The sequence below is a fragment of the Pseudomonas sp. AP19 genome, from assembly GCF_001728855.1.
In the GTDB taxonomy this organism is placed as follows: domain Bacteria; phylum Pseudomonadota; class Gammaproteobacteria; order Pseudomonadales; family Pseudomonadaceae; genus Aquipseudomonas; species Aquipseudomonas fluorescens.
Genome location: NZ_LXJP01000003.1, coordinates 169,428 through 186,229, shown reverse-complemented (window position 1 = coordinate 186,229; position 16,802 = coordinate 169,428). Strand labels below are relative to the sequence as shown.

Genomic DNA, 16,802 nt, shown 5'->3' with positions numbered 1-16,802 from the left:
CGGCATATGACGGCTAATTCCTGCGAAAGGTCAGTCTGCAGTCTCGGCGAGCATTTTTATCGCCGCGGCGCCGACCTTGCGCACCGCTTCTTCGATCTGCGGGGTTGGCTTGGCAGCGTAGTTCATTCGCAGGCAGTTCCGGTACTTGCCGGAAGCCGAGAAGATACTGCCCACGGCCACCTGCACGCCCTGTTCGGCCAGCATGCGATTGAGCTTGAGGGTGTCGAAACCTTCGGGCAGCTCGACCCACAGCATGAAACTGCCCTGAGGCCGGCTCGCCCGTGTACCCGCTGGGAAATAGCGACTGACCCAATCGAGCATTAAGTCGCGATTGCGTTGATATTGTGCACGCATCCGCCGCAAATGCGGTTCGAAGTGGCCATTTTTGAGGAATTCGGCAATGGCGATCTGCGGCTGTGTCGCCGTGGAGCCGGTGCTGATGTATTTCATGTGCAGCACCCGCTCCAGGTAGCGGCCCGGCGCAACCCAGCCAATGCGCAAGCCAGGCGCCAGGGTTTTCGAGAACGAACTGCAAAGGAGTACGCGGCCATCTTCGTCAAAGGACTTGATCGTGCGTGGGCGCGGGTAGCTGTAGGCCAGTTCGCCATACACGTCGTCTTCGATGATCGCCACATCAAAGCGTTGGGCCAGGGTCAGCAGTGCGCGTTTGCGGGCTTCCGGCATGATGTAGCCCAAGGGGTTGTTGCAGTTCGGCGTCAGCTGGATGACCTTGATCGGCCACTGTTCCAGGGCCAATTCCAGTGCTTCGAGGCTGATACCGGTGAGCGGGTCTGTGGGGATTTCCAGGGCCTTCATGCCGAGGCCCTTAAGGGTTTGCATGGCACCGTGGAAGCTTGGCGAGTCGACTGCGACGATATCCCCAGGTTCGCAAATAGCATGAATACTGGCGGACAGTGCCTCATGGCAACCGGTAGTGATGACGATATCTTCGGCGTTGAGTTGGCAGCCGGAATCAAGAGACAGACGCGCGATCTGCTCGCGCAATTCCATACAGCCAAGGATGTTGTCGTAATACAGTCCGGGCATATCCTGGCGACGACTGATCCTTGCGAGGCTGCGCAGCAGGGGTTTGAGGGTCGGCGACAATACATCCGGCATGCCCCTGCCCATCTGTATGACATCTTTGCGGGGGACTGCGCGAATCAGTTCCAGCACCTGGTCCCACTGCGAGATTTCTACCGGCCGCTGGGCCGGGCGGCCGATTTCGGGCAGGGCCGGCAGCTCACGCCCGACCGGCACAAAGTAGCCGGATTTGGGCTTGGGCATCGCCAGGCCGTTGTCTTCCAGCAAGCGATAGGCCTGTTGAACGGTGCTCAGGCTGACCCCGTGTTCCACACTCAAAGCCCGTACCGAGGGCAAGCGATCGCCGGGGCGGTAGAAGCCCTGCTCTATGCGAGTGCCCAGCACTTCGGCGAGATTGACGTAGAGGGTCATGGCGGTCGCTCCCGGTGGACCATTACAGATACACAGAAAATACAGGATTCAGCCCCCTGAAGGCAGCATCTGTATTGATTTAATAAGAGTTGGTTGAATCTGTAATGGTTTTGCTCGCGCGCTCAAGCTAGTCACTCATGGCAACAGGCAAATGAGGGGCAGCAAAATGAGCGGCATGAGCGATGTGCGGTTGGCATTACACAGTCAGGAGTTGGAAGCGGGGCAGGAGCCGGCGATGTCGACGCCCGCCTGCGGCCGCTGGAGTCTTTTCTGGCACCGTCGCCACACGCGCAAGGCCTTGCTGAGCCTGACTCACGAGCAACTGCGTGACATCGGACTCAGCGCCGAGCAGGCGCGCCATGAAGGTTTGAAACCGTTCTGGCGTGACTGATTACACCCATTCTTTGAATCGGTGCCACAGCATCCCCAGCGCCAGCAGCGGCGAGCGCAGATGCTTGCCGCCGGGGAAGGTGATGTGCGGCACCTGGGCGAACAAATCGAAACGGCCCTGCTGCTGGCCACTGATCGCTTCGGCCAGCAGCTTGCCGGCCAGGTGCGTGGCGTTGAGGCCATGCCCTGCGTAGGCCTGGGCGTAATACACGTTGGGTTGATCGGTCAGTCGGCCGATCTGCGGCAGACGGTTGGCGCCGATGCCGATCATGCCGCCCCACTGGTAGTCGATCTTTACGTGCGTCAGTTGCGGGAACACCTTAAGCATTTTTGGCCGCATATAGGCGCCGATATCCTGAGGATCGCGTCCGGAATAGTGGCAGGCACCGCCGAACAACAGGCGGTTGTCAGCGCTGAGCCGGAAGTAATCCACCGTCACCCGTTGATCACATACCGCCATGTTCTGCGGCAGCAGGCTGGCGGCCTGCGCTGCGCTCAACGGTTCGGTGGCAATGATGTAGCTGCCCGCGGGCAGCACTTTGCCGCTTAACTGCGGATTCAAGCCATTGAGGTAGGCATTACACGCCAGCACCAGGGTCTTGGCGCGTACGTTACCAAGGGCTGTGTGCACGTTAACCTGGGGGCCGTAGTCGATGCGCGTCACTTCGGACTGCTCAAACAGCTTCACGCCCAACTGCTGCGCGGCGGCCGCTTCGCCGAGGGCCAGGTTCAGCGGGTGCAAATGGCCGGAGCCCATGTCGATCATCCCGCCCGCATAGCGGTCGGAGCCGATCACGCTGCTCATTTCGCTGGCTTGCAGCAAGCGCACCTCATGGCGATAGCCCAGGCTGCGCAGTTCTTCGGCGTCTTCGGCGAAGCCTTGCAAGTGCTGAGGTTGGTTGGCCAGGTCACAGTAGCCCCAGGTCAGGTCGCAGGGGATTTGATAGCGCTCGACGCGCTCGCGCACAATCTCGACGGCTTCCAGGCCCATCAGCTTCATCTGGCGCACGCCGTCGGTGCCGATCACGTTGGCGAACTGCTCCAGGCCATGGCCGACGCCGCGAATCAACTGGCCGCCATTGCGGCCGCTGGCGCCCCAGCCGATCTTGCGCGCCTCCAGCAACACCACGCTATAACCCCGTTCGGCCAACTCCAGCGCCGTGTTAAGCCCTGAATAACCGCCGCCAATCACGCAGACGTCGGCGCTCACTTCGCCCGCCTGCGCCGGGTAATCGGGTTGCGGCACGCTGCTGGCGGCGTAGTAGGAAGTGGTGTGCCGGGCGCGGGCAGTCATCGGGAGCATCCCTGTTTGGAAAATTTGACGCAGGATACAGCGGTCGGACGAAGCTGTCTCATCAGGGCTTTTTGCGGCAGAATCCATGCCTATTCGCCGTTCGGTACGTGTTTCGATGAGTTGCAACAGTCAGAAAATCAGCGCGCTGCGCCGACAGATTCCTTCGTTCGAGTGCGTCCCCGGTTGCCACGACTGCTGTGGGCCAGTGACAACCTCGCCCGAGGAGATGTCGCGCCTGCCACGTAAGACTGCTGCCGAGCAGGACGCGGCCATGGACGAGCTGAACTGTGTGCACCTCGGGCCGAATGGCTGCACGGTGTATGACGAGCGTCCGCTGATCTGCCGCTTGTTCGGGACCACAAAGACCTTACCGTGCCCCAACGGCCGCGGGCCGGTGGAACTGATTCATCCACGGGTCGAAAAGCAGATCCACGACTACATGGCCAGCACTCGGCAGGTGCTGGTATAGCGGCTGCACGCGGTCAAGCTGACGCAGTCGGGTCAGTTAATCGGGGATGGGCAGGTTAAGGCTCTCTTTCACTTCTTCCATCACGATATAGCTTTTGGATTCGCGCACGTGGGGCAGTTTGAGCAGGATATCGCCAAGCAATTTACGGTACGACGCCATCTCGGAAATCCGCGCCTTCACCAGGTAGTCAAAGTCGCCTGAGACCAGGTGGCACTCCAGCACATGGGGCAGTTTCAGCACGGCGCGGCGGAACTCTTCAAAGGTGTCGCCGGACTTGTAATCGAGGCTGATCTCGACAAATACCAGCAAACTTCCCTTTAAATGCTGCGGGTTGAGCCGCGCGTTGTACCCCATGATGATTCCTTCACGCTCCAGGCGGCGAACCCGCTCAGTGCACGGCGTGGTCGACAGCCCGACCTTTTCCCCCAGCTCGGTGAACGAAATACGCCCGTCGGTTTGCAGGATGCGCAGGATATTGCGGTCGATCTTGTCCAGCTCCCGCTTGGTCTGGGTGTTGGTACGCATAGGGGATACGCCTCTGTGAAAAGGGTTTTTGCCGAGAATTGTCGCCAAATATAGGCATTTATATAGTGAAATGCACTGGTGATTGCTTTTTATACTGCGCCCATCATTGCTCGAATAACACACGTCAGCGGCTAAGCCCGTGATGAGGATATAAAAATGCGCGTTCTGGTCTTGGGTAGCGGCGTCATTGGTGTGACCAGTGCCTACTATTTGGCGCGGGCCGGCTTTGAAGTGGTCGTGGTCGACCGTCAGCCCGCCGCTGCCATGGAAACCAGTTTCGCCAACGCCGGCCAGGTGTCCCCTGGTTATGCCTCGCCATGGGCCGCCCCGGGCGTACCGCTCAAAGCGATCAAATGGCTGCTGCAACGCCACGCACCGCTGGCGATCAAGGCCACTGCCGATATCGATCAATACCTGTGGATGGCGCAGATGCTGCGCAACTGCACCACCAGCCGCTATGCCGTGAACAAGGAACGCATGGTTCGCCTGTCCGAGTACAGCCGCGACTGCCTCGACGAGCTGCGCGCCGAGACCGGTATCGCCTACGAAGGCCGCAGCTTCGGTACGACCCAGCTGTTCCGCACCCAGGCCCAACTCGATGGTGCGGCCAAGGACATCGCCGTACTGAAAGAGTCCGGTGTGCCGTTCGAACTGCTCGACCGCGCCGGTATCGCCCGCGTTGAACCGGCCCTGGCCAGCGTCACCGACATCCTCGCCGGTGCCCTGCGCCTGCCCAACGACCAGACTGGCGACTGCCAGATGTTCACCACGCGCCTGGTGGAGATGTGCAAACAGCTGGGCGTGGAGTTCCGCTTTGAACAAGACATTCAGCGCCTCGACTACGCGGGTGACCGCGTCAACGGCGTGTGGATCGACGGCAAGCTTGAAACCGCCGACCGCTATGTACTGGCCCTTGGCAGTTATTCGCCGAAATTACTCAAGCCGCTGGGAGTCAAGGCGCCGGTGTACCCGCTCAAGGGTTACTCGCTGACCGTGCCGATCACCAACCCGGCAATGGCGCCGACGTCGACCATTCTCGACGAAACCTACAAGGTCGCGATCACCCGTTTCGACAACCGCATCCGCGTCGGCGGCATGGCTGAGATAGCCGGTTTTGACCTGTCGCTGAACCCACGTCGACGCGAAACCCTGGAGATGATCGTCAACGACCTTTATCCTCAGGGCGGTGATTTGACCGAAGCCACTTTCTGGACCGGCCTGCGCCCGACCACGCCCGACGGCACGCCGATTGTCGGTGCCACCCCGTTCAAGAACCTGTTCCTGAATACCGGCCACGGCACTCTCGGCTGGACCATGGCCTGTGGCTCTGGTCGTTTGCTGGCCGACCTGATGGCGAAGAAAACGCCGCAGATCAGCGCCGAAGGCCTCGATATTTCCCGTTACGGCAACCCTCAGGAGTCCGCAAAACATGTCCATCCAGCGCCAGCTCACCAATGAGCGCATGAGCCAGATCGTTGTTCACAGCGGTACCGTGTATCTGGCAGGGCAAGTCGGCGACGACATGAGTGCCGGGATTGAACAGCAGACCCGTGAAACCCTGGCCAATATCGAGCGGTTGCTGGATTTGGCCGGCACTGACAAAACCAAGCTGTTGTCGGTGACGATTTACCTGAAAGACATCGATGCCGACTTCGCCGGCATGAACGCGGTGTGGGACACATGGCTGCCCAAAGGCGTCGCTCCGGCCCGCGCCACGGTTGAAGCCAAGCTATGTGAACCGGAAATTCTGGTGGAGCTGTCCGTCGTGGCCGCGCTGCCTTAACCAAGATCCCTCTCCCGGTGCCGACGTTGTTGGTCGGTGCCGGTTTTTTCTTTACTCGCCGCCTAGAAGCCTGCCGCCATGCGTCCTGCCCGTGCCCTGATTGACCTCCAAGCCCTGCGCCATAACTATCAACTGGCCCGTGAAGTCACGGGGGCCAAAGCCCTCGCCGTGGTCAAGGCCGATGCCTATGGCCACGGTGCCGTGCGCGTCGCCCAGGCGCTGGAAGCCGAGGCCGACGGTTTTGCCGTGGCGTGTATCGAGGAAGCGCTGGAGCTGCGTGCTGCCGGTATTCGTGCGCCGGTATTGCTGCTCGAAGGTTTTTTCGAGGCCGACGAGCTGCCGCTGATCATCGAGCACGATTTTTGGTGCGTGGTGCATTCGCTGTGGCAGTTGGAAGCGATCGAACAAGCACGGTTGAGCACGCCGCTGACTATCTGGCTCAAGCTGGATTCGGGCATGCACCGTGTTGGGTTGCATCCTAAGGATTATCACGAGGCGTACCAGCGCCTGCTGGCCAGCGGCAAAGTGGCGAAAATTGTACTGATGAGCCATTTCGCGCGTGCCGATGAACTCGATTGTGTGCGCAGCAATGAACAGGTGGAGGTGTTTGAAGCGGCGCGCCAAGGCCTGTCGGCCGAAGTCAGCCTGCGCAATTCGCCGTCGGTGATGGGGTGGGCGAACGTGGCCAGCGACTGGGTGCGCCCGGGCATTATGCTCTACGGCGCCACGCCGTTTGGTGAGGAGCAGGCCATCGCCGCGCGTTTGCAGCCGGTGATGACCCTGGAATCGAAAGTCATCTGCGTGCGCGAACTGCCGGCCGGTGAACCGGTGGGCTACGGCGCCAAGTTCATCACGCCGAAACCCATGCGCATTGGCGTGGTTGCCATGGGTTATGCCGACGGCTACCCGCGCCACGCGCCGACCGGCACGCCGGTGCTGGTGGCGGGGCAGCGCAGCCAATTGCTGGGCCGCGTGTCCATGGACATGCTGTGTGTCGATCTCACCGACGTGCCTGAGGCCGGCCTCGGCTCCCCCGTTGAGCTGTGGGGCAAGAACATCCTCGCCAGCGACGTTGCGGCCGCCGCCGAGACCATCCCCTACCAGATCTTCTGCAACCTGCGCCGGGTGCCAAGGCTCTATTCCGGGGCTTGAACGCCGCCTACGAGCAGAGCTGGCCGGGATTTAGGCCCAAGTGTTGTAAATACTGAACGCTGTCGCCATGATAACGCTCAATTACAACAAAGCCTGAATCCTAGGAGGCTCCTGCATTGGACGTCGGCGAACGACTGCAATCCATCCGTAAACTGAAGGGTCTTTCCCAGCGCGAGCTCGCCAAGCGTGCGGGTGTCACCAACAGCACCATTTCGATGATCGAAAAAAACAGTGTCAGCCCCTCGATCAGCTCCTTGCGCAAGGTGCTGGGCGGCATCCCCATGTCCATGGTCGAATTCTTTTCCGAGGAGATCCTCCAGGAAATACCGACCCAGATCGTCTATAAAGCCAATGAGCTGATCGACATCTCTGACGGCGCCGTCACCATGAAACTTGTGGGCCGCGCGCACCCGAGCCGGGCGATTGCGTTTCTCAACGAAATTTACCCGCCGGGCGCCGACACCGGCGAAGAAATGCTCACCCACGAAGGTGAGGAAACCGGGATCCTGGTGGAAGGCCGCCTGGAGTTGGTGGTCGGTCTTGAAACTTTTGTGCTCGAAGCTGGCGATAGCTACTACTTTGAAAGCACCAAGCCTCATCGTTTTCGTAATCCGTTCGACGTGCCGGCGCGACTAATCAGCGCAGCCACACCCGCGAACTTCTGACAGAAGAGGCGTCCTGCCAGTGGTGCAGAGACACCCGTAGCTGCATTCCGCGAAGCTGAATCTCCCTTTATTTAATAGGGTTGTTTCAGCCGGGCGGGCTAACCGTTATACTTTCGCCGCCTGCGAAACCGTGGCCGCAGGCGTGAATAGCCACCATTGAGGGTGAACGCGTGAACCTAATTATGAAAATGCTGGCTGCACCAGCAACCGTACTGGCCCTATGGGCTGTCAGCGCTCAAGCTGCGACCAATGATGAAATTGCCAAGCGCCTGGAGCCTGTCGGCCAAGTTTGTGTTCAGGGCCAGGAATGCAAAGGGATGGAAGTGGCCGTGGCAGTGGGCGGCGGCGGCGGTGCGAAAACGCCGGACGAGGTGATCGCCAAGCATTGCAATGCGTGCCACGGCAGCGGGTTGCTGAATGCTCCGAAAATCGGTGACGCGGCTGCTTGGAAAGAGCGGCTTGGCCATGTGGATGCCGTATTGGCAGAGCTCAAGATCGAGGACCCGCAGAAAGGCACCAAGGGTTTGGCGCAGGTCGCCAAACACGGTTTGAACGCTATGCCGCCGATGGGCACCTGTACTGATTGCAGCCTTGACGACCTTGAAGGTGCAATCAAGAAGATGTCTGGCCTGTAACCCGCCGATCTTCGCCAAAAACGCCGCTTACGAGCGGCTTTTTTGTGCCTGGAATTTGTATTTCGAGGCTGTTCATTGCAGCAAAGACCCGGCAAGCTCGGTCCAACCCCTAATCATGGAATGTCAGGAGGGTCGGATGGTGCAGTTGTGTTCAATCGAGCAAGCAGTTGACGACGTACTGGCGCGTTTGCCGGCGCATATCCATATGGGCATGCCCTTGGGCCTGGGCAAGCCGAATCTGTTCGTCAATGCGCTGTATCGGCGTATCGCCAAGTTGCCGGAGCGGGCGCTGACCCTCTACACCGCGCTGGCCCTGGGCCGACCAACGATGGGCGATGGCTTGCAAAAACGCTTTCTCGAACCTTTTATCGAGCGGGTGTTCGGCGATTACCCCGAGCTGGATTTCCTCGCCGACCTGCACAAGGACAGCCTGCCGGCGAATATCCGCGTGCAGCAGTTCTTCATGCAGCCCGGCAGCCTGCTTCACAGTGCATCGGCGCAGCAGGATTACGTCAGCAGCAATTACAGCCACGCGGCACGCGACATCAACGCGGCCGGCCTGAATCTGGTGGCGCAGCTGGTGGCCAGCAGCCCTGAGCACCCGGATCGCCTGAGCCTGAGCTGCAACCCCGATATCACGCTGGACCTGCTGCCCATGATCGAGAAGCGCCGTGAGGCCGGTGAAACCATTCTGATCGTTGGCCAAGTGCACAGCGACTTACCCTACATGCCCGGTGACGCCGAGTGGGGCATGGGCGAATTCGACTACCTGATCGACGAAAAGGACAGCACCACGCTGTTCTCCACACCGAATATGCCTGTGGGCCTCCAGGACCATTTTATCGGCCTGCACGCCAGTACTCTGGTGCGCGATGGCGGCACCTTGCAGATCGGTATCGGCTCCATGGGGGATGCGCTGACCGCCGCCTTGTTGGCGCGCCAGGCCGATAACGAAGCCTATCGGCTGCTGCTGACCGACCTCGATGTGTATCAGTGGGCGCCCTTGATCAGCCACGAAGGCGGCGTCGCGCCCTTTGCCCGTGGCCTTTATGGCTGCAGCGAAATGTTCGTCAACGGGCTGCTGGTGCTGGCCGATGCCGGCATTATCCGGCGCAAGGTCTACCCGGATGTGGCGACACAGCAGCAAGCCAACGCCGGCACGCTGGATGACGCGGCTCAACCTGACGGCATTTCGATCCACGGCGGCTTCTTCCTCGGGCCGCGCAGTTTTTACCAGCGCTTGCAGGAAATGACTCACGCCAAGCGCCTCGAATTCAACATGACCCGCATCAGTTACATCAACGAGCTCTACGGTCAGGAAGAACTCAAGCGCCTGCAGCGCCTGGATGCGCGGTTTATCAACAGTGCAATCATGGTGACGTTGCTTGGGGCTGGCGTAGCGGACCAGTTGGAGGACGGCCATGTACTCAGCGGCGTCGGCGGGCAGTACAACTTCGTTGCCCAGGGCCATGCGCTGGAAGGTGCACGTTCGATATTGATCCTGCGCAGCTGGCGCGAGTCGGCGGGGCAGGTCAGTTCCAATATCGTTTGGGAGTACGGCCACTGCACCATTCCTCGACACCTGCGCGATATCGTCATCACGGAGTACGGGATTGCCGATTTGCGTGGGCAGACGGATGCCCAAGTGATCGAGGCGCTGCTGAATATTACCGACTCGCGCTTTCAGGGGGACTTGATCGAACAGGCGCAGAAGGCCGGCAAGTTACCCAATGACTTCCAGCTGGCCCCGCGCTTTGCCGACAACACACCGGAGCGGCTCAAGGGTATTCAGGCCCGCCATCGCCGGCTGTTTCCGGAGTACCCGCTGGGCACTGACTTCACGGATGAGGAAAAGGATCTGTTGCGAGCGTTGAACTGGCTCAAGAGCAAATTCAAGCTGACAGAGATTCTGGAGTTGGGCAAAGCGGCGCTGGATGCACCGGAGCCGGAGGCGTTTCCCAAGCATCTGGAGCGGATGCGGTTGGCTAAACCCGAGGGGCTGAAAGAGGATTTGTATCAGCGTTTATTGCTCGCCGGCCTGCAGGCCACCGCGCACTGACGGCCCAACGCAAAACCAAATGTGGGAGCGGGCTTGCTCGCGAAAGTGGTGTATCAGTCGACTTATTCATTGACTGACACAGCGCATTCGCGAGCAAGCCCGCTCCCACAGGGTTAACTGCATTCAGGCAGCGATTACTCGATGAAAGTGACCACGCCACCCGCCAGCGACTTCACCCGCGCCAGCGACTCAACCCGATAACCCTGCGCATCCAGCTCCGCACGGCCACCCTGGAAGGATTTCTCGATCACAATCCCCAGGCCGGCAACGGTTGCGCCCGCTTGCTTGATGATCGAAATCAGCGCCTGGGATGCCTTGCCGTTGGCCAGGAAGTCATCGATGACCAGCACGCGGTCGCTGCTGGTCAGGTGGCGCGGGGAGATCGCCACCGTGCTTTCCACCTTCTTGGTGAAGGAATACACGGTCGCCGACAGCAGGTTTTCTGTCAGGGTCAGGGATTGCTGCTTGCGGGCGAAAATCACCGGCACACCGAGGTTCAGGCCGGTCATGATCGCCGGTGCGATGCCCGAGGCTTCGATGGTGACAATCTTGGTGATGCCCGAGTCCTTGAACCGCGCGGCGAATTCGTCGCCGATGAGCTTCATCAGCGCCGGGTCGATCTGGTGGTTCAGAAAGGCGTCGACCTTGAGTACCTGGTCGGAAAGCACGATGCCTTCTTCGCGAATTTTCTTGTGCAGTGCTTCCACGGAAAGCTTCCTCTAATGGCGCGGTGTGCGCCGAAAGTAGATTAAAAAGTAGTCGATTTTAGCGCTTTAACATCGCGCGTATATCCGCCAGAGCGGTGTTGCCGCGAACGGCCTTCACCTCGGTCGGGGTGTCGTCATTGCCTTCCCAGGCCAGGTCATCCGGCGGTAGCTCGTCGAGGAACCGGCTGGGGGCACAGTCAATGATTTCGCCGTACTGCTTGCGCTTGGCGGCAAAGGTAAAGGCCAGGGTCTGACGCGCGCGGGTAATGCCCACGTAGGCCAGGCGCCGTTCTTCTTCGATAGTGTCGGCTTCGATGCTGGAGCGGTGTGGGAGAATTTCCTCTTCCATGCCCATGATGAACACGTAGGGGAATTCCAGGCCCTTGGACGCATGCAAGGTCATCATCTGCACGCCTTCGGCACCGTCTTCCTCTTCTTGCTGGCGTTCGAGCATGTCGCGCAACACCAGTTTGCCGATGGCGTCTTCGACGGTCATCTCGCCGTCTTCGTCTTTTTCCAGGGTGTTCTTCAGCGCCTCGATCAGGAACCAGACGTTGCCCATGCGGTAATCCGCGGCCTTGTCGCTGGAGCTGTTGGTGCGCAGCCAATTTTCATAGTCGATGTCCATGACCATGCTGCGCAGGGCACTGATCGGGTCTTCGCCGGCGCACTGTTCGCGGACCTTGTCCATGAAGCGCTTGAAGCGTGACAGGCGATCGGTGAAGCGCGTGTCCAGGTGTTCGCCCAGGCCGATTTCGTCGGTGGCGGCGTACATCGAGATCTTGCGTTCGGTGGCGTAGTTGCCGAGCTTTTCCAGGGTGGTGGAGCCGATTTCCCGGCGCGGCACGTTGATCACGCGCAGGAAGGCGTTGTCGTCATCCGGGTTTACGATCAAGCGGAAGTAGGCCATCAGGTCTTTTACTTCCTGACGTCCGAAAAAGCTGTTGCCGCCCGACAGGCGATACGGCACCTGGTGGTGCTGCAATTTCAGCTCGATCAGCTTGGCCTGGTAGTTACCGCGATAAAGGATCGCAAAATCGCTGTAGGGCCGGTCGGTGCGCAAGTGCAGGCTGAGGATTTCCACCGCGACGCGCTCGGCTTCGGCGTCTTCGTTGCGGCAACGGATCACGCGAATTTCGTCGCCATGGCCCATCTCGCTCCACAGCTGTTTTTCAAACTCGTGGGGGTTGTTGGAGATGAGTACGTTGGCGCAACGCAGAATACGGCTGGTAGAGCGATAGTTCTGCTCCAGCATCACCACTTTCAGGGACGGGTAGTCGTCCTTGAGCAACATCAGGTTTTCTGGCCGCGCGCCGCGCCAGGCATAGATCGACTGGTCATCGTCGCCGACCACGGTGAATTGGTTGCGCGTGCCGATCAGCATTTTCACCAGCAGGTACTGGCTGGCGTTGGTGTCCTGGTATTCGTCCACCAGCAGGTAGCGGACTTTGTTCTGCCACTTTTCGAGGATGTCGGCGTGTTCCTCGAACAGCTTCACCGGCAGCAGGATCAGGTCGTCGAAGTCCACCGCGTTGAACGCCTTGAGCGTGCGCTGGTAGTGGGTGTAGACGATGGCGGCGGTCTGTTCCTTGGGGTTGCGCGCGTTTTCCAGGGCCTGGGGCGGCAGGATCAGGTCGTTTTTCCAGGCGCCGATCATGTTCTTGATCTCATCCACGCCGTCGTCGCCTGCGTATTCCTTTTGCATGATGTCGGTCATCAGCGACTTCACATCGGTTTCGTCGAAGATCGAGAAACCTGGCTTGTAGCCCAGCCGCGCATGCTCCTTGCGGATGATGTTCAAACCCAGGTTGTGGAAGGTGCACACCGTGAGGCCGCGGCCTTCGCCGCCCTTGAGCAGCGTGCCGACACGTTCTTTCATTTCGCGCGCGGCCTTGTTGGTAAAGGTCATGGCGACGATGTACTGGGCACGGATGCCGCAGTTCTGGATCAGGTGCGCGATCTTGCGGGTGATCACGCTGGTCTTGCCGGAGCCAGCACCGGCGAGCACCAATAGAGGGCCGCCGACGTAGTTCACGGCTTCTTGCTGCCGGGGGTTGAGTCGGGACATACAGAATTCAGGGAGTCGTTGTTCAAAAGGGCGGGCATTTTAACAGGCTCGCAGGATTCTGCTCTGACAGAACGACAGTGTGACGTACCACTCGATCTAAATTTGCCGGTTTTGATACTTTGCCGCAGGATGTGGAGGCTTTTACGGCTAAGGTTACGACTTAACCTTACAGTCGGCGCATTTGATAACCCTTATCATTGGTGATTATCAGGCAGCGCGTCATAATGCCCGCCGCCAACACACTTTTGCAGAGTCTAGGGAGCTAGCTTGTCTACGCCTGTCGAACCCTTGCGTTTGCTGCTACTGGCCGATGAGCCAGCGTGGGCAGCGTTGTTGCGCGAGTGCCTGGCGCCGATGGGCGAAGGGGCTGTGCTGATCAGTGCGCCCAACTGGGACTCGGTGAGCCGTCTATTCGATGACGACCACACCGCCGTGCTGTTGACCACGCCACATTTGCAACCCGGTCCCGGCCGCTGCAACTTGCCGTGCGTGTTGCTGCTGGAGCAGGAGCCACTGGTTGCGCCGCTGGGTGTCAGCGATTGGCTGATCCGGAGTGTTCTGGATGCCGATACATTGCGCCGCTGCTTGCGCCACGTGCGTGAGCGGGGCGCGCTGGAAAACACCTTGCAACGCCTGGCCGAGCAGGATCCGCTCACCGGCATCGCCAATCGGCAGGGTTTCCAGACCTTGCTGGCGGCGCGATTGGTTGAGAACGAAGGCCGCGGTTTGGCCCTTGGCCACCTGGACCTCGACAACTTCCGTCACGCCAACGACGCGTTGGGCCACCAGGCGGGCGACCGGTTGATCCTGCAGGTGGTTTCGCGGCTCAAGAGCCAACTCGAAGCCGGTGACCAACTGGCGCGCCTGGGCAGTGACGAATTCGCCTTGCTGATTGATACCCGCCGCGCGCCTCAGCGCGCCGAATGGATGGCTGAACGCATTATCGAAGCGATGGCCGAACCCTACTGGGTAGACGGCGAAAGCCTCTTGATCGGTTGCAGCCTGGGCGTGGCACATGCTCGCGCGCGCGCCGGTGCCGACCCGTTGATGTGGCACGCGCACATCGCCATGCAGCAAGCCAAAAGCACACAAGGCTGCACCTTTCACATCTTCAACGAACGCATCAACCGCAACGCACGCAGCCTGGCCGACCTGGAAAGTGAACTGCGCCGCGCATTGCGCCGTGACGAACTGGAACTGCACTACCAGCCGCGCCTGGATCTGGACGACGGGCACATCGTCGGCCTTGAAGCGCTGGTGCGCTGGCGCCACGGCGAACGAGGCCTGTTGCCGCCCAGTGAGTTTGTGCCCTTGGCTGAACAGAGCGGTCTGATCGTACCGCTGGGTTACTGGGTCATCTCCCGGGCCCTGCGCGACATGCAAGACTTGCGCGAGCGCGGCCTGCCGCCGCTGCACATGGCGGTCAACCTGTCATTTCGCCAATTCCAGGACAGCCAATTGCTCTCGACCCTCAGCCGGTTGATTGCCGAGCGGGGTGTGGAAGCGCAGTGGCTGGAGTTTGAACTCACCGAAACCGCCGTGATGCGCCGCAGTGATCTGGTCAAGCAGACCATGGATGCCCTCGGCCGCCTTGGCGTGAGGTTTTCCCTGGATGACTTCGGCACCGGCTTTTCGTCGTTCGTGCACCTCAACAGCCTGCCGATTGCCTTGTTGAAGATCGATAAGAGTTTTGTCGGCGGCATGGAAGAGCGTGAAGAAAATCGCAAGCTGGTGCACGCCATGATCAACCTGGCCCACAACCTCAACCTGGAAGTGGTGGCCGAAGGTGTGGAAACACCCGAGCAACTTGCGCTGTTGAGGTTGTTTGGTTGCGACCAGGCCCAGGGTTATTTGATCAGCAAGCCGTTACCGTTGCCGGAGTTGGTCGAATACCTGACGCTTGGCAAAGACCAGCAGGCGCTGTTGGGCTGAGTTGCGACTCCCCTCAAAAATGTGCGAGCGGGCTTGCTCGCGAATTGGCGTATCAGTCACCGACGTTATCGACTGTTCCACCGCATTCGCGAGCAAGCCCGCTCTCACCTGTTGATTGAGTAAGACGCTTACTCTGCCTGTGCGGTATGAAAGCCAGGGTGTGCTTCAGGCTCGTGGCGAATCATCCTTTCCATTTTCGCTTCAAACGCCCAGGTCAGGCTGATGGCCGCGCAGGCCAGGCCCAGCGCCAGGCCCCACCACACGCCAGTCGGCCCCCAGCCGAGGGTGAACGCCATCAGCCATGCCGATGGAGCGCCGATCAGCCAATAGCAGCCCAAGCCCACCAGGAAGGTGGTCTTGGCGTCTTTCAGCCCACGAATGCAGCCCATCGCGATGGTCTGCACGCCGTCGAACAATTCAAACCAGGCCGCTACCGCCAGCAGGCTGACGGCCAGGACGATCACGTCGTGGAAGGCCGGGTCGTTATGGTCGAGGAATAGCCCGATAAGCGGATCGGAAAACAGCCACAGCACCGCCGCAAATCCCAACATCACCGCCGCGCCAAACCCGATGCCAACCCTCCCGGCCATGCGTGCGCGCAGCAACTGGCCGGCGCCGTAATGCTGGCCGATGCGCATGGTGATCGCGTACGACATTCCCGCCGGCACCATGAACGCCACCGAGACAATTTGCAGGGCAATCTGGTGCGCCGCCAGTTGCGTACTGCCCATGGTGCCCATGCACAGCGCCGCGAAGGCAAACAGCCCGACTTCCACCGCATAGGTGCCGCCAATCGGCAGGCCCAGGCGCCACAGCTCGCGCAAGTACTGGGTGTTGAGGCGCAGCAGGCCGGTGCCGAGCGGGTAGGCCGCGTAGGTCCGGTTGCTGCGGATGTACCACATCAACGCCAAGGCCATGCTGTTGGCGACGATGGCCGTGACCAAACCGATGCCCATCAAGCCCAGCTTGGGCAGGCCGAACATGCCCTCTATCAGCGCGTGGTTGAGGAAATAGTTAAGCACCGTACCGCACAGGCTGATCACCATCACCGGGGTAGCCTTGCCGATGGCGCTGGTGAAACCACGCAAGGCCATGAAGCTCAGGTAGCCGGGCAGGGCGAACGGCAGGATGGTCAGGAATTGCCCCGCCGCGTGCACGTTGGTTTCGGTCTGGCCAAACATCAGCAATACGGGCTTGAGGTTCCACAGCAGTAAGCCGGCCACCAGGGCCATCAGCCATGCGAGCCAGAGCCCGGCCTGGGTCAGGCGAGTAGCGCCTTCGATGTCGCCCGCACCATGACGAATGGCGACAAGGGTGCCGACTGCGGCAATTACGCCGATGCAAAAAATCGCCACAAACGAATAGCTTGCGGCGCCGAGGCCGCCACCGGCCAAGGCTTCGGGGCTGAGGCGGGCCATCATCAGGGTGTCGGTCAGCACCATCAGCATGTGTGCCAACTGTGAGGCAATCAACGGCCCCGACAGCCGCAGAATGGCCCAGAGTTCGGTACGTACCGGATGCTGCATGATCATCACGCTCAAAAAGTCGGAGGGTTGAGGAAGGGTTGATTCTCGGCGCTTTGAGCACATTGCACAAAACGATAAATGCGATCGTTTGCATGATTAAAACTCATGCCTGAGTGATTCTGGTAGGGTTTCAATATTGCGC

General features: G+C 60.2%; 15 protein-coding genes. 9 read left to right on the top strand and 6 right to left on the bottom strand.

The window, feature by feature from the left end; genetic code table 11:
- Positions 1-30: 30 nt before the first annotated feature.
- Positions 31-1,455 (bottom strand): PLP-dependent aminotransferase family protein, encoded by a 1,425-nt coding sequence (locus tag A7D21_RS04685; RefSeq protein ID WP_053258654.1) that lies wholly within the window; start codon positions 1,453-1,455, stop codon positions 31-33.
- 166 nt (positions 1,456-1,621) lie between these two features.
- Here A7D21_RS04685 and A7D21_RS04680 point away from each other — a divergent pair, with 166 nt between their 5' ends.
- The gene (locus A7D21_RS04680; protein ID WP_053258653.1) at positions 1,622-1,846 is read left to right on the top strand and encodes a DUF1127 domain-containing protein; all 225 of its coding nucleotides are present in this window, start codon (positions 1,622-1,624) and stop codon (positions 1,844-1,846) included.
- Here the strand turns inward: A7D21_RS04680 and A7D21_RS04675 are convergent, their stop codons facing one another.
- The gene (locus A7D21_RS04675; RefSeq protein WP_069551159.1) at positions 1,847-3,139 is read right to left on the bottom strand and encodes an FAD-binding oxidoreductase; all 1,293 of its coding nucleotides are present in this window, start codon (positions 3,137-3,139) and stop codon (positions 1,847-1,849) included.
- Between the two features lie 115 nt (positions 3,140-3,254).
- Between A7D21_RS04675 and A7D21_RS04670 the strand changes: the two genes are divergently transcribed.
- Positions 3,255-3,608 (top strand): YkgJ family cysteine cluster protein, encoded by a 354-nt coding sequence (locus A7D21_RS04670; protein WP_053258651.1) that lies wholly within the window; start codon positions 3,255-3,257, stop codon positions 3,606-3,608.
- A gap of 36 nt (positions 3,609-3,644) precedes the next feature.
- Here the strand turns inward: A7D21_RS04670 and A7D21_RS04665 are convergent, their stop codons facing one another.
- A complete protein-coding gene (locus tag A7D21_RS04665; protein ID WP_003176896.1) occupies positions 3,645-4,133 on the bottom strand; it encodes an Lrp/AsnC ligand binding domain-containing protein in 489 nt (162 codons plus the stop codon).
- 156 nt (positions 4,134-4,289) lie between these two features.
- Between A7D21_RS04665 and dadA the strand changes: the two genes are divergently transcribed.
- The 6 genes from dadA to A7D21_RS04635 all read left to right on the top strand — a co-directional run bounded on the left by dadA (position 4,290) and on the right by A7D21_RS04635 (position 10,427).
- On the top strand, positions 4,290-5,591 hold the full coding sequence (gene dadA / locus A7D21_RS04660; protein WP_069551158.1) for a D-amino acid dehydrogenase: 1,302 nt from the start codon (positions 4,290-4,292) through the stop codon (positions 5,589-5,591).
- Entirely contained in the window at positions 5,563-5,916 is a 354-nt protein-coding gene (locus tag A7D21_RS04655) for a RidA family protein (protein ID WP_053258649.1), read from the top strand. The genes dadA and A7D21_RS04655 overlap by 29 nt, the downstream gene beginning before the upstream one ends.
- A gap of 78 nt (positions 5,917-5,994) precedes the next feature.
- A complete protein-coding gene (alr, locus tag A7D21_RS04650) occupies positions 5,995-7,068 on the top strand; it encodes an alanine racemase (protein ID WP_069551157.1) in 1,074 nt (357 codons plus the stop codon).
- Positions 7,069-7,184: 116 nt separating this feature from the next.
- Positions 7,185-7,733, top strand: coding sequence for a cupin domain-containing protein (locus tag A7D21_RS04645; protein WP_003176893.1), 549 nt, complete (start codon positions 7,185-7,187; stop codon positions 7,731-7,733).
- A gap of 182 nt (positions 7,734-7,915) precedes the next feature.
- Positions 7,916-8,368, top strand: coding sequence for a cytochrome c5 family protein (locus tag A7D21_RS04640; protein WP_053258647.1), 453 nt, complete (start codon positions 7,916-7,918; stop codon positions 8,366-8,368).
- A gap of 136 nt (positions 8,369-8,504) precedes the next feature.
- Positions 8,505-10,427, top strand: coding sequence for an acetyl-CoA hydrolase/transferase C-terminal domain-containing protein (locus tag A7D21_RS04635; RefSeq protein WP_069551156.1), 1,923 nt, complete (start codon positions 8,505-8,507; stop codon positions 10,425-10,427).
- A 134-nt stretch (positions 10,428-10,561) separates the two neighbouring features.
- Here the strand turns inward: A7D21_RS04635 and A7D21_RS04630 are convergent, their stop codons facing one another.
- Together A7D21_RS04630 and rep are read right to left on the bottom strand one after the other, a co-directional pair.
- On the bottom strand, positions 10,562-11,134 hold the full coding sequence (locus A7D21_RS04630) for a xanthine phosphoribosyltransferase (RefSeq protein ID WP_053258645.1): 573 nt from the start codon (positions 11,132-11,134) through the stop codon (positions 10,562-10,564).
- Between the two features lie 58 nt (positions 11,135-11,192).
- Positions 11,193-13,202: a DNA helicase Rep gene (gene rep, locus A7D21_RS04625; protein WP_053258644.1), complete on the bottom strand. Its 2,010-nt coding sequence runs from the start codon at positions 13,200-13,202 to the stop codon at positions 11,193-11,195.
- Positions 13,203-13,469: 267 nt separating this feature from the next.
- On the opposite strand from rep, the gene A7D21_RS04620 reads away from it, so the two are divergent.
- A complete protein-coding gene (locus A7D21_RS04620; protein WP_053258643.1) occupies positions 13,470-15,134 on the top strand; it encodes a bifunctional diguanylate cyclase/phosphodiesterase in 1,665 nt (554 codons plus the stop codon).
- A 128-nt stretch (positions 15,135-15,262) separates the two neighbouring features.
- On the opposite strand, the gene A7D21_RS04615 is transcribed toward A7D21_RS04620, so the two are convergent.
- Positions 15,263-16,666, bottom strand: a complete 1,404-nt coding sequence (locus tag A7D21_RS04615; RefSeq protein WP_069551155.1) for a NorM family multidrug efflux MATE transporter — start codon at positions 16,664-16,666, stop codon at positions 15,263-15,265.
- Between the last annotated feature and the right edge of the window lie 136 nt (positions 16,667-16,802).